Below are 12,237 nucleotides of genomic sequence, written 5' to 3' on the forward strand. Positions count from 1 at the left end.
TGATCCGTGTAGGTAACCGGCGCGCTGTTCGGACCGGAAAGCGCGCCGGTTATTTTCCCGGGTTTTTCCCGGGATCCATCCGTATGCCTTCGATTATAACGTCCTTATCAGCCTTCACCTTCACCACGACTTCGCGAGCGTTGTGAATCTCGCGAATGAAAGCATTTCCTCCAGCTACGATGTCCAAACCGACACGAGCGTGCGCCGCGGATGATCCAGCGACATCCTCCTTCAGCGCCTGCACCAAAGCGTTCACAAAAGGCTCGATCTGAGATGCGTCGTCCGCCCCGAGGTTGCCGCCAACGCAACTCTCGAGGTCCTTTTTGCCTTCCTCTTGCGTGGCAGGGTCTTCGAGCTTCGCAAGCGCTCTCGTTGCGCGTGAGCCGAAGAGCTCCCCGACTTTATCCTTGAGCTTGCGGTAGGCGTCCTTGGTGCCTTCCTTTACGAGTTCGGTGCCTGCGGCGGCGGCGCCAGCCAGAAGTAATGTCGTTAGAGTGATCGGATCAGCCATAATGTTTCCAGGCTACCAAAACGGTGTAGCAATCCCACGCCAAGCGATTGAAGATCATCGCAAACTGAAATCGACTTCAGCAGACTCTGACATCAGTGAACCTTTGCATAGTGGTCCATTGGTCATTTCCGGGGAAAAGCTTGGCAAAAAATTCCTCGTTGACATCGGCGCAAAGTTCGCTATTTGTTCTCTTTATGTCAAGCGCGTTCACCAACCGCCAGCTCTTCAGAAAGCGCGTCCACCGCGCCGCTCAGCCGCGCTTTTCATACATACGCTGATACCCACGACGCCTCGCTTTTGAAGGTATCGCGGATGCCGCCCAATCCGCTTTGGGACTAGCGTATTCATGTCCAGACCCCAGCGCTCCGATCGTCAGCCGCACCTCATCTCGAAGTTTCTTCAGAGCGCTCAGGACGAGGCTGTCGGCCTCTTCTTCCCGCCGAAGTGCACGGTGCGGTGCGTGGGCCGTCCGATGTTCCGAACTCAGGCGGCACGCGACGTTGGCTGCCTCCTCGACGTCGATCCAACGGTGATCTCTTGGACCTGCCTGCCTCTGGTCCTGAGCCGCCGCAACCGCCACCACGTTCCGGACTTCTCTATCACCCGACCCGAAGGCGTCAGCCTGGTGGACGCCCAGCCCATGTTGGGAAAGCGGCCCGTGCCCGAATGGGTTGTCGAAGCTGCTCAGGCGATGGGCTACCAGCACGAGACGCACCAGGAAGCCGAGCTGCGCGGGAGCATCAGGCTCGAGAACGCCCGTGACCTCCTCCAATACGCAGCCTACCGCCCTTCCTTGGGCGATCGCGTCCGTATCCTTGCCCTCCTCGAGGAAAGCGGCTCCATGCCCCTCTCAAGCTGCCTGGAGGCCATCCAGAGCGGGCGTGACGCGATAGCAGTCATCGCCTCGCTGGCGCTGCAACGGTTCATCGAGATCGAACTCGATGACGCTCGCATTGGTCCCGGCACCATAGTCTCCCGCTTCCGCGGCTGATCCCTTCCTCTTCTCCCCGTCCACCTTCACCGAGCGCACTCGTGCGTCCGGAAGCAATGGAGCACGTCATGTCCTATATGGTCACTGGTCGCATTCCCGTCCCCGAGCTTCGGTCCGACATCGAGCGCCTGCGTCGTCTGCTTGAAGACTTGGAACGTATTCGTCGCGGCGACCATCCCAGCGCGGCCAGAATTGCCAGAGCGCCTATCTTGAACAACTGGGAAATGGCGCAGCGCGTCGAGCTGTGCCTCACCGGTGTCGTCAATGGCCATCCCATCATTACGGACGACAAGGAGGCCTACACCTCGGCTCTGTGGGTGATTTCTCCAGAGCTTGGATACGCGAGAACGTTCTCCCGTCTGTATCGGCTGGGTACTCCCTTCGCCGATCCCAGCCTCCATTGAGCCTATCGTTCGTTGGAGACAGCAATGAACCTAAGAAACCTCTCAAGATCGAATGTAACCTCAAGCCAACGTCCAACTAACGTTGGTTTGGCGGTCGCACGGTATCTTCTCGTTCGAGCTCTGCGACACTACAACCTTCATCATGTTTTGTCGGGATATCCCTGCGCAATCGGCTTCATCCTGAACAATCCGGCTGATGGTGAAACATTCGAGGAAGCGGTGCGCACGCTTCATCGCAACCGAAATCGATCGACGCGCATCATTCGGCCGGAGATCCTGCACTGGGATAGCGAAGCCTCAGTTCGCCGCCCGCGCGAAAAGGAACTCGGTAAGACGTTGGCATCAAACGACCACGTCATTGGATTCGCTTACAACGCTGACTCTTTTCCGCTGCCGTTCCGCTTAGCAGCTGATGGGATCGTAGCCCTGCCGTTCGCCGACCTGTCGGCTCTTAAGGCAGCCTCCCGGGCTGCAGGAATTCGTGGCCTCTCTGACGAGGTTCTTGCTCTCGTCGTTGGAGAGCCTCTCTCCCTGCTGAGCATCCTGATTAAGCCAGGTCGCAGCACGCGCCATATCGAGCGGAGCCTAAGGCAGGTCAAGAAGGACCAGCTCGGAAGGAGCCGTCAGAAGACATCTTCGGTAGTGGAAATTCCGAGCCTGGACGATCTGCACGGGTTTGGCGAGGCGGCTATCTGGGGCCGTGAACTCGCCAAAGACTTGGCTGAATTCCGGAATGGGCAGTTGCCATGGGCGGATGTCGATCGAGGCGTCTTGGTCAGCGGACCGACCGGGACAGGAAAGACGACATTTGCTCAGGCGTTGGCCCGCACTTGCAAGGTCCCAATCCATATCCACTCGCTCGCCCGCTGGCAGGCAGCCGGCTATCTGAATGACCTTCTGAAGGCGATGAGGAGAGCTTTCCGTGACGCCATCGTGGATGCTCCCAGTATTCTCTTCATCGACGAACTTGATTCATTCGGGGATCGGGAAAGGCTCGAGGGAAGGCACGAACAATACTCCCGAGAAGTCATCAACGCCTTCCTGGAATGCCTCGACGGCGTAGACGGACGTGAAGGCGTGGTGGTCGTGGGGGCGACAAATCTGCCGGAGAAAATCGACAAGGCGATCCTGCGGCCAGGCCGTTTGGGAAAGCATGTCAAAATTCCCCTTCCCGACCTCGACGCTCGTATTGGGATTCTGCGACACCATCTCCGAGGCGACTGCACCTCAGCCGATCTGGCCGACATCGCGTTGCGCCTAGAAGGCGCTTCCGGAGCTGTAATCGAACAAGTGGTCCGGGACGCAAGGCGCAAGTCTCGCTCCGAACGCCGCCCCATGACCTTTGCCGACCTTCTGCACGGCCTCCCTGTCAGGATTGTGCAGACCGAAGAAGCCTTCCACGAGGCCTGCGTACACGAGGCTGGCCATGCGCTCGTTGGCCATTTCCTCGGGAGTCAGTCGGGCAACCGCCTGATTGAAAGCCAAGTCTTCCGGGAGGTCGGGATGGACGGCTCTGGCGGCCGAACGGTCATGCGGCAAATTCCCGGCCGGAATCTCGGCAAGGCAGCGTACTCGGCGCAAATCGCGATCCTTCTGGCTGGCATTGCGGCCGAGGAAATTGTGTTCGGCGACCATGCCGATGGCGGCGGCGGTACGGAGGATTCCGACCTCCGACAGGCAACCCTGATTGCGGCGACGATGGAGGTCTCACTCGGTCTCGGCAGCAGTCTCGTTTACCTGTCCTCGAGGCGCCCGGACGCAGTCCTCGCGCGACTGCAAACGGACCCACTGCTCCGGCAGCATGTCGCTACGACTTTGGACGGAAGCTTCATGCGAGCAAAGAGGATCATCACAGATCGAGCGACGGCATTCGATAGAATCGTCGGGCTTTTGTTGAAGCGCGGATGCGCATCTGCGGAGGAGATCGAATGCGAAATCGCCACGGCTTGAATCCCTTCGGCATTCTCTTCAAACCATGAGTTACCCAGTAACTTTACGTAAGTCAGCTTTCTAACACTCGTTCGGGGGATCTAGATCGATGGATTCAGCGCTGCTAAATGGACCCCGTTGTTGTTCTTCAAAGGACTCAATCCTTAAAGGATGCGCCTCGCCTTCCTGCGCGAGAAACCCCACCTATGACCGCTCTGTCGGTCGCAACCGAAGGAGAAAGGTGATGCAAGCAATCGTACGCGCCTCCCCCTCCTTCGCGCCCTCCACGCTCCTCCTCATAGCCTCAGCGATAGCGGTCTAAATTACAGCTGCAGTCGTTGACATTGTTTCCAGAACTCCTGGAGACCAAAGGAAGCCTCGGCGACGGGTATGCGCCGAGACGAGGAGTTGCGTGTCATGAACTACAACGAGCAATTTCAACCTCCCTACGATCCGTCTGATCCCAATCGCTCTTCCGCCAGCGGCCGCAGTAACGCGCCCGAAATTCACGTCGATGACGTCTCCGGGAGCTTGCGCATAGCGGGCTAAAGACCCGGCGAAAGCGCTCTGGAAATGAAGATGAAGTCAAACGTGAGAATGAAGGCCGAAATGCCGTCGGCAATCATCCGGCTGAAGAAGCTCCCCGTCTCGAAGTTCGGCGCCGGGCGTCCGCTTCTTCCGATGATGAACCCGAATGGAAGCTGCCGTCCGCAGAAGACGATCCTGCGCCGGGCCCGGCTAAAGCAAAGAAGCGTGGTCGCCGTGTCGGCACCCGGCCGGGAGCAATTCGCAGCGGGCAGGAAGACCATTACGTCGGTGAGACACCGATGATGTGTTTGGAGGACAAACTCGTCGGGGCACGCTCCCTGCTCGCTCTCGATTTCCTAACGGTCATCGATGCCTTCACCCGCAACGTAACCGACGTCATCGACGAACTTGCTCCTCTGTCCGTGGACGTCCGGGGCGAAGCGAAGATGCAAAGGATCGACTACGCGATCTTCCATAAGGATGGACAGCGCGATCTTGTCTTGGTGTGGACCGTGTCCTGGCTGATGCAAAGGACTAGGGAACTTGGCGTAACGCCTAGGGAATTCATCGATGCAATGACGTCGGCAGCCCGGCGCATTGGCTTTGGATTCCGCCTTGAAACTGAGGACGATATTCGAGTTCAGCCGCGCCTTTCGAACGCAAGGATGCTTCGGCGTCACCTCGTCGGGTACGCCGAGAACGATCAAAAGCTTCAAAAGCTCTTGGCTATCGATGCGCTGGCTCAGTTGCCTAAGGAATCGTCTGTTGCCGCCTTGCAGGAGCAGGTGGGCAGCCGATTCGATGCATTCGCCCTCGCCCTCCAGCTCGACTGGCTCGGACACATCAAGATGGACGGTCGCACCGCGTTCAGCCGTCGTTCGACTTTCGTGAAAACGTAATCTCGCTTGCGTCAGGAGGATTACCAATGAACCTTGCGCACGTTCCTGTTCAAATCCGTACTGGAGCAACGATCCGCCTCGACACCCGCCGCTATCTCGTCGGTCCGCCTGGCGACCAGGTTCGTGTATTCACCGATAAGGAGTCCGGCACCGAGAAGGCGTTAGCTAACACTGCAATCCTGCACATGATGCGGTCGGGCCGAATTACGACCGACGCTGCTTTTCGTGCGCTTCCCCCGGTCGTCCAAGAGAATCTGCAGGTGGATTGGGGCGCCTTTTCCGATGTCGAGCGGCTATCAGCGGAAAGAAAGTATCCCTTCGTCAAAGCTATCGATGAACTTCCAGCACCGTTTCGAGACAAGCGGAAGCACGTCTTGCCTGTGATCGAGCGGGTAACCGCTAAAGCAACAGACGATCTGCGTCCGACCAGGGAAGTCACCTTCCGTAGTGCTCGAGAATGGTACCTGCGCTGGCTGGTAGCTGGGCGGGACATTCGCGCTCTCGTCGATAATCACCGAAAGAAAGGTAATCGGACACCTCGTCTGGCGGAATGGCACAAGCAGGAGATCATGAACGGCATCGATGAAGTCTATCGGAACGAAATCGCTGGCTCGAAAGCCGATGCCCGCGAAGCGGCCGCTCGTCACATTTTGCTTCGCGCGGACCGTGACGGTCTTGCCCTTCCGTCGCTTGGTGCCAAGGAGGTAATTGGAAAGCACTTGGTCACGCGAATGATCAACAAGATGGAGGTCTACGATTTGACCGTCGCGAGACATGGTAAAAGACAAGCAGACTTTCTGATGAAAGCGGTTCGAAAGGGACCTGCCTGCAGCATGCCGCTCGAAGAAGCGGAAGTTGATCACACACGGCTGGACCTGATCGTCGTAGATAAGAATGGCCTCGTCCTAGGTCGCCCATGGCTCACCGTGATCATCGATCGTTGGTCACGAATGATCCTTGGCCTGTCACTCAGCTTCACGCCGCCTTCCTGGGTTAGCGTCATGGAATCGCTTAGGGTTGCCGTCCAGCCCAAGGAAGCCTTGCTCGCGAAGATCAGTTCGGCGGCCGGACGGGACGTCACCTTCCGCTTTCCTTGGCCCTGCTACGGCCCCATGACGCGATTATTCTGCGACAACGGCGCTGAGTTTCGCTCAAGGTCCATGAGGCAGACCGAACGCGCATTGAATATGCAAATCGTCGACCTGCCCAGAGCAGCGGGCTGGCTCAAAGGTCGTGTGGAGCGCTGGTTTCGGAGCCACAATCAGGGAGTCATTCACAAATTGCCGGGCACGACCAAGTCGAACCCTCGCGACCGCGGAACCTACAATTCCGAAAAGCACGCGGTCCTTACTCTCGAAGACGCAAATTGGATCATCGCGAAATGGATCGTGGATGTCTATCACACGACCATTCACTCCGAGATTGGGGAGACTCCGCTGGACCGATGGACGAGAGGCATTCTCGAGGTTGGAGAGCGCCCTGCTCCGCCCGAGGAACTTCTTGTTCCGCTGACCGGTCTAGTAATTGATCGTCACCTGAGATCCCCCGGTATTGAATTCGAAGGCCTTCGGTGGAATTCCAATGCCTTCTCGGGACTCCGGAACAGACTTGCCGGAAACAGCGCTGTGACGGTTCGGATCGACCCACAGGACTTAAGGACGGCGTACATCCTCGATCCTACCGCTTTGGACGCGAAAGCGAAATGGGTTGAAGGCCACCTTCAGGCCGATGAAGAGGTCGCAAAGCTTACGCTCTACCAATATCGGTTTTTGAAGAAAGCTCGTCAGAATGCTGACGACGAACGATTTGATCCGAAAAACGCTCTGGCTCGTGCAAAATCGAGCCAAGAGATCATCGATCTCATCGACGAACGCAGGCCCCGCAAGAAAGTGCCGAAAAAGGCGGTTCGCTTCTTGACCGACGGTCGCAACCCTTCCGAGCATCTCCGTGGCGAGCGCCTTTCCCCGGATGAAAGCGAACGGAAGTTGGACTCCTACGATCCGGATCGCACTCTGATGTCACCACCGCCAGACGAGCGCGGCCCCTACCGCGATCGCACTCCGGCGGTCGAAACCCCACCTTCGCGGGCGGTTCTTGACTCCCCGGAGGTCGATCTAGCCGCCTTCTCAGCCAGTGCTGACGCCGAACTCGAGCCGAAGCGCGTTGTAAAACCCGATCAATCACCGCCACTCTTAGTTGTAAAGCGGCGCTCTCTGGACTAGTCGACGGAGTCAAAGATGACGTGGAGTACTCGCTCTGTAGAAGAACGCCGGAAGCATATCGGCAGCTTTGTTGCCGTCACGCCGACGATGAAACGAGCAACGGATGTGTTCCGTCGCTGTTACCGCGAATACCACGAAAGTCAGCAGGCGAGTTGTTCTTTCGTCGTCGGCGAGACTGGTGTCGGCAAGACGACCGCTGCGAACGATTTTATGGAGGAAATCCGCGAAGAATATCGCGGTACCCTCAAAGACGGAATCGATGTCCATACGATCGATCCCAAAACCTATCCTACGAACATGAGCGTCACGTTTCAGCAGCCTGGGCGCGGCCTCGTTCGCCCGATTCTCAAGATTATGGTCAGCAAGAAGACGACCTACAAACAACTGTTTGGTGAGACGCTAGCCGCGCTCGGCATGCCCACCAAGCGCGCGACCTTGGCGGAAATGAAGTCGATCGTTCGCCGACAAATCGAGGGTCAAGGCGTGCGAATGATTATCTTCGACGAATGCCAACACATCGTAGATAGCAGCCAAATTCGCGATCCCTACGAGGCAGCGGATTTTCTGAAGGAGTTGATGAAAGAGACGCGCGTCCAAATCTGCTGCGTAGGGCTCCACTATGCAACGGACTTCCTACTGGAGAATGGGCAGCTCGAGACCATGAAGAGCGAGGAACATCATATGAGGCCGTTCCCGCTGGATTTCAGCGAAAGTGCCGAATTGTGCATGTTTTTGCGGTCCCTGTCCGATGACTTGCCCTTCGACCGCAAGCCGCAACTGTTCACGCCTGCGCAGGCCCTTCGACTTCACCTGGCCTCCGATGGCTACGTTGGGTATATTACTAAGTACGTCTCAATGGCAGCGAAGGACGCGATCGACCAGAACCTCGACACGGTGACAATGGATCTCATTGGCGACGCATATGCTCGCAAGCATAATGTCCCCGACAAGGAGAACCCGTTCCGGGTGAAAGGCGAGATCGACGAGGATGGCTTCCAGAAGATCAAAGCCGCCCGCAGAAAGATGCTTGAGGAAGAGGCTTTTAAGAGCCGTGCAGCACGCCGAAGAAAAGAGCGGGAGAAGTCACTCAGAAAAGCAGCTGCGGCGGCATGAGAGTTGACAAGCTACCTCTATTGGTCACCCCGGGCGAAGACGAACCAGCACATGGGCTTCTTTTGCGTTTCGCGAAACGTAATGGCGTCAAAGATCTTCGCACAATGAGAGAGCTGACCGACATGTCAGTTGCGAGGTTGCGACTGGGACATGACGCCGGGCGCCTTGCCGAACTCCTTCAGTGCAGTCCGGACCTATTCATGCGTTCGACGACAGAACCCATCGTTCGCGGAGTCGTGTCGCTACGAGGCGAGCGATTGCGAACGTCAGACCACCTCCTCCTAAAGCGGCGGAGAGTATGTCCTACTTGCATTACGGAAGCGGCTCACCAGCGCTTTTGGTTTGACCTCTCCTTTGTTTCGACATGCCCAAGGCATCAAGTGACGCTTGTTGATGCATGCTCTTGCGGCACTGCACTCACCTGGAAAGATGTCGACATCGAAAAATGCTCCCATTGCCAAGACGGAAGCGTATTTCGGATGACGCTTAAGTCACCCGGAAATGACGTTTTGGCAATGAACCGTTGGGCCTTAGGCAAGCTTGGGGTTGGCGACCCCGTACCTGTCCCTATTCTCGACGCGATGCCCTTGTGGACCGCCTTGAATATTGTGAGCCGTGTCGGCGTGCTAGCGGCCGAGGGCTATACGTGCTGGCGTGGTGTAGACGGGTACGATACGCCAGCACACCAACTGCAAGCTAACGGATTCCGGGTTCTTCAGTTGGGGCTTCTCGACCAGGCGCTAGATGAAGCATACGAACAATATCTGGCGGCAAAGACACGGAAGCTCGCCGAGACGCTCAGGACAATTTACGGCTTCTTCGGTCAATGGTTCAAAATCTGGTACCACAGCAAGCAGTTTGTCGAACACGCGAGACCGTTCGCTGAGATCGTAATCGCCAACGCGGCACGCAAATCCGTATTCGACATCGAAGTGAAGAAATGACAGTATCATGCTTCGCTCATCACTCCCCCTATGGGTCGTTCCCGCCGAAGACGAACCCCCACACGGGTTGCTGCTTCGGCTCGCTGAACGAAATGGCATCCAAAGCCAAAGCCAGCTTTCAGTCTTGACCGGACTGTCGGTGCGAGAGCTACGGAATGGGGCCGGAATCGAACGCCTCGCCGCTGTGGCGCACTGCGACCCGGCCCATCTCATGAATTCGGCCCCGATCGTCTCGGACGGCGGGCTAGCCATTCGAGGAGAGCGCTTCAGTGCGAGGCACGCAGTGAGGCAGTCCGCACGTCGCCTCTGTCCAGAATGTGTAGTGGAGTCCTCTCATCATCGGTTCTGGTTCGATCTAGAATTCGTCACTACCTGCCCTGCCCATGGCAGGAAGTTGATCCAGACCTGCTCGTGTGGACAACCGCTATCGTGGACAGATGTTCGCATTTCGAAGTGTTGTCGATGCGATAACGGAGATGTCACTAACATCCCCTGGATCCAAGCTCGGCCTGATATCTTAGAGATGGATCGGTGGATTCTCTCGAGGCTGCGGGTTGGCGGGGTATCTTCCGTTCCGCTCCTCGATTCCATGAATGTGGGCACTGCTCTGCATGTGATCCAAAACGTTGGCTTGCTCGACCTCGGGGGTTATCAAACGGCATGGCCGGAACCCAGAGATTTCGGCGTGTCGGTGGCCGAGGTGCGTTCGCGAGGCTTTCGGATCCTCAGACTTGAACAACTGAACGAAGTTGTAGACCGCGTCTACGTGGAGTTCGTGGCCACGAATTCAGGTAGAGCGGCCACGATCAAGAATGCCTATGGCTGGTTCGGTGAATGGCTTCTAGATTTGCAGTTTCAGGAAGCCTCTGCCCGTATTTATGAGACGATCGTTGTTAGAGCGACGAGACGAAAGCGGTCGCAACCTTCCTTTAGAAGCGGATGGGGCCTTGGTCATTCAACTTAGGTCGCAGCTTTCAAGACGGGGCATCCCATTTCGTCCCAACGACAACGGCTATTAGCCAAAATCGGTATGCAGTGCCCAGTCTGCCACGTACGCTGAACTGCGCAGTTAACCTGGCTCTCATCAATCCTCAGTAGTACCTGATGTTGAATGAAGCACTGGGGCGATATAGATGTGTGACGACAATAGTCAGGATGATGAAGGCAGCGGCGATCAGAGCGGCCAGGGCACACCTCCAACATTAAGACCGCCGTCCAGTTCACGACGAGATCCCAAGGCCGGTCATCGAGACACCGTGCTAACAGAAGAACAGACTGAGCGCCCAGTTGAACCTACAGGCGACTTCCAGCGCCCGCGCCTGCGGCAACTTGAAAACGGATACGCAATGGTGTGGGACGGCGAACAATGGCTGCTGTTTGATGACGAAGGAGACTTCGTCGGGTATTTTCACGATGCCGCAGATGCAATGAACGAGGCCTATCGGCGGAAGCCTTGGGGACGATTCGGAATGTGATCAGGCGGCCTGTTGAGCTTCGAGCCACGATTGTCGAAGTGCCATAAGCTCTCCAAACCGTTCCTTTTGCTTTTCCGTTCCACGCAACATGGCGCCGTGCGCTTCGCCTTCGATCATGTTGATCATACTGACCGAACCATGGTTGTGTTCAAACTGGAGCAAGTATTCGATCGCCTGCAGAATGAAAGCGACCTGCTTCTCATCGTTCCAGCCCTTCTTGAGTACGACAGTCTTCTTACCATCGACTACCTCGACATCGTAGGGGAACAGTTCGTGTCCTGGCTTGATCGGCTCAATCATGTTGCCCCTCTTTTCCTCCTCGAAAAACGATGTGCGCGATACATGCGCTAAATCCGTGGCGATCGAGGTGATCCGACCGCGCCTGCAATGATGATGCTGTCAGCACCGCTTCGGCGCAATACCATAAATACGGGCCGTCGCGATTCGAGTAACAACTCGCGTTAGAGCGCGCTTTTGTTTGACTATAGGACCCTATGAAGTGAGAAGGAGTCAGACAGATGGATATCTATATGACCACTAGCGAACGGATCGCTCTATCTGCGGTCGATTCTCGCAAACTCGATGAACTTATCGACAAGGCGGTAGATGAAGAACGATCGGGGTGCCTCGGCACGCTCAACCTGAGACTGTGTGGTCCTTTTGTCTCTGGCCGTCTCGATACCTTAGAACGCACTCTTTCAAGGTATCGAGAAGCGAAATCGTCGCGAAAGCGAGAGGAAGTGGCCTACGATTTGGAGAGGGCTAAGCGAGATTTGAGCTCTGCCGTCCGATCAATGCAGCAACGTGCCGATGAAGAGATGCGGGATCAACTGCATTTCCATGTCGAAGGCGAGATTGCTCCGCCGTACCGGTTCAACCATAAGCTAACTGCAAGGGTCAGCTATCGATGGCGGAAGACTGTCGATGACGATTGGACGCATGGCAACATCACATTCGTGCACAATGTTGACACGCTTGCCCATGGCTTTCCGCCTTCGAAACGCAAGCTGAGCGCCCGTAAGCAGCAGGAGGACCTTCAGAAACAGCTATCCGACACCTGGGAGCATCTGATGAGGGGCGCGCTCTATTCGGTCAGAGACTATTTGAAGGAAGGTGGAGATCCAATTGCGATACCAGGGACCTCCGTGGCGAAGGTCGATGCCAGCGGGCACTTGAATAACTTCAGCACTAGATTCTGGGACAGGAAGGCCTAAAGGCGTC

At 56.7% G+C, this 12,237-nt stretch carries 14 protein-coding genes and 1 pseudogene; 13 read left to right on the top strand and 2 right to left on the bottom strand.

Translation table 11 applies throughout. From position 1 onward, the window contains the following. Positions 1-49: 49 nt before the first annotated feature. Complete coding sequence (locus tag ACTZWT_RS07675; RefSeq protein ID WP_444769057.1) at positions 50-511, bottom strand: hypothetical protein; 462 nt, start codon at positions 509-511, stop codon at positions 50-52. 1 nt (position 512) lies between these two features. Between ACTZWT_RS07675 and ACTZWT_RS07680 the strand changes: the two genes are divergently transcribed. The 12 genes and pseudogenes from ACTZWT_RS07680 (at position 513) to ACTZWT_RS07735 (ending at position 11,016) form a co-directional block, all read left to right on the top strand. Next, on the top strand, positions 513-812 hold the full coding sequence (locus tag ACTZWT_RS07680) for a hypothetical protein (protein WP_444769058.1): 300 nt from the start codon (positions 513-515) through the stop codon (positions 810-812). 45 nt (positions 813-857) lie between these two features. Further along, complete coding sequence (locus ACTZWT_RS07685) at positions 858-1,502, top strand: hypothetical protein (protein WP_444769059.1); 645 nt, start codon at positions 858-860, stop codon at positions 1,500-1,502. A gap of 68 nt (positions 1,503-1,570) precedes the next feature. Further along, complete coding sequence (locus ACTZWT_RS07690) at positions 1,571-1,906, top strand: DUF6634 family protein (RefSeq protein ID WP_444769060.1); 336 nt, start codon at positions 1,571-1,573, stop codon at positions 1,904-1,906. Positions 1,907-1,930: 24 nt separating this feature from the next. After that, positions 1,931-3,856, top strand: coding sequence for an AAA family ATPase (locus tag ACTZWT_RS07695; protein WP_444769061.1), 1,926 nt, complete (start codon positions 1,931-1,933; stop codon positions 3,854-3,856). Positions 3,857-4,414: 558 nt separating this feature from the next. Beyond that, the gene (locus tag ACTZWT_RS07700; protein WP_444769062.1) at positions 4,415-4,666 is read left to right on the top strand and encodes a hypothetical protein; all 252 of its coding nucleotides are present in this window, start codon (positions 4,415-4,417) and stop codon (positions 4,664-4,666) included. 5 nt (positions 4,667-4,671) lie between these two features. Then, complete coding sequence (locus tag ACTZWT_RS07705; protein WP_444769063.1) at positions 4,672-5,262, top strand: hypothetical protein; 591 nt, start codon at positions 4,672-4,674, stop codon at positions 5,260-5,262. A 26-nt stretch (positions 5,263-5,288) separates the two neighbouring features. Continuing rightward, on the top strand, positions 5,289-7,484 hold the full coding sequence (locus tag ACTZWT_RS07710) for a hypothetical protein (protein WP_444769064.1): 2,196 nt from the start codon (positions 5,289-5,291) through the stop codon (positions 7,482-7,484). A gap of 15 nt (positions 7,485-7,499) precedes the next feature. Continuing rightward, the gene (locus ACTZWT_RS07715; protein WP_444769065.1) at positions 7,500-8,597 is read left to right on the top strand and encodes a TniB family NTP-binding protein; all 1,098 of its coding nucleotides are present in this window, start codon (positions 7,500-7,502) and stop codon (positions 8,595-8,597) included. Beyond that, positions 8,594-8,974 (top strand): annotated as a pseudogene (locus ACTZWT_RS07720) (TniQ family protein); the annotation flags it as partial. The gene ACTZWT_RS07715 and the pseudogene ACTZWT_RS07720, both read left to right, overlap by 4 nt. A 138-nt stretch (positions 8,975-9,112) precedes the next feature. Further along, entirely contained in the window at positions 9,113-9,541 is a 429-nt protein-coding gene (locus ACTZWT_RS07725; protein ID WP_444769237.1) for a hypothetical protein, read from the top strand. Between the two features lie 7 nt (positions 9,542-9,548). Further along, a complete protein-coding gene (locus tag ACTZWT_RS07730; RefSeq protein ID WP_444769066.1) occupies positions 9,549-10,505 on the top strand; it encodes a TniQ family protein in 957 nt (318 codons plus the stop codon). A gap of 169 nt (positions 10,506-10,674) precedes the next feature. Beyond that, positions 10,675-11,016: a hypothetical protein gene (locus ACTZWT_RS07735; RefSeq protein WP_444769067.1), complete on the top strand. Its 342-nt coding sequence runs from the start codon at positions 10,675-10,677 to the stop codon at positions 11,014-11,016. Here the strand turns inward: ACTZWT_RS07735 and ACTZWT_RS07740 are convergent, their stop codons facing one another. Next, positions 11,017-11,316: a hypothetical protein gene (locus tag ACTZWT_RS07740; protein WP_444769068.1), complete on the bottom strand. Its 300-nt coding sequence runs from the start codon at positions 11,314-11,316 to the stop codon at positions 11,017-11,019. Between the two features lie 218 nt (positions 11,317-11,534). On the opposite strand from ACTZWT_RS07740, the gene ACTZWT_RS07745 reads away from it, so the two are divergent. Continuing rightward, complete coding sequence (locus tag ACTZWT_RS07745; protein ID WP_444769069.1) at positions 11,535-12,230, top strand: hypothetical protein; 696 nt, start codon at positions 11,535-11,537, stop codon at positions 12,228-12,230. The last annotated feature ends 7 nt before the right edge of the window (positions 12,231-12,237 follow it).

The sequence above is a fragment of the Rhodopseudomonas sp. NSM genome (genome assembly GCF_052445935.1).
Taxonomy (GTDB): Bacteria; Pseudomonadota; Alphaproteobacteria; order Rhizobiales; family Xanthobacteraceae; genus Rhodopseudomonas.

Excerpts from the sequence above, each read along its gene's own strand:
- ACTZWT_RS07675 (WP_444769057.1), bottom strand. The coding sequence starts at position 511 with ATGGCTGATCCGATCACTCTAACGACATTACTTCTGGCTGGCGCCGCC.
- ACTZWT_RS07680 (WP_444769058.1), top strand. The coding sequence starts at position 513 with ATGTTTCCAGGCTACCAAAACGGTGTAGCAATCCCACGCCAAGCGATT.
- ACTZWT_RS07685 (WP_444769059.1), top strand. The coding sequence starts at position 858 with ATGTCCAGACCCCAGCGCTCCGATCGTCAGCCGCACCTCATCTCGAAG.
- ACTZWT_RS07690 (WP_444769060.1), top strand. The coding sequence starts at position 1,571 with ATGTCCTATATGGTCACTGGTCGCATTCCCGTCCCCGAGCTTCGGTCC.
- ACTZWT_RS07695 (WP_444769061.1), top strand. The coding sequence starts at position 1,931 with ATGAACCTAAGAAACCTCTCAAGATCGAATGTAACCTCAAGCCAACGT.
- ACTZWT_RS07700 (WP_444769062.1), top strand. The coding sequence starts at position 4,415 with ATGAAGTCAAACGTGAGAATGAAGGCCGAAATGCCGTCGGCAATCATC.
- ACTZWT_RS07710 (WP_444769064.1), top strand. The coding sequence starts at position 5,289 with ATGAACCTTGCGCACGTTCCTGTTCAAATCCGTACTGGAGCAACGATC.
- ACTZWT_RS07715 (WP_444769065.1), top strand. The coding sequence starts at position 7,500 with ATGACGTGGAGTACTCGCTCTGTAGAAGAACGCCGGAAGCATATCGGC.
- ACTZWT_RS07725 (WP_444769237.1), top strand. The coding sequence starts at position 9,113 with ATGAACCGTTGGGCCTTAGGCAAGCTTGGGGTTGGCGACCCCGTACCT.
- ACTZWT_RS07730 (WP_444769066.1), top strand. The coding sequence starts at position 9,549 with ATGCTTCGCTCATCACTCCCCCTATGGGTCGTTCCCGCCGAAGACGAA.
- ACTZWT_RS07735 (WP_444769067.1), top strand. The coding sequence starts at position 10,675 with ATGTGTGACGACAATAGTCAGGATGATGAAGGCAGCGGCGATCAGAGC.
- ACTZWT_RS07740 (WP_444769068.1), bottom strand. The coding sequence starts at position 11,316 with ATGATTGAGCCGATCAAGCCAGGACACGAACTGTTCCCCTACGATGTC.
- ACTZWT_RS07745 (WP_444769069.1), top strand. The coding sequence starts at position 11,535 with ATGGATATCTATATGACCACTAGCGAACGGATCGCTCTATCTGCGGTC.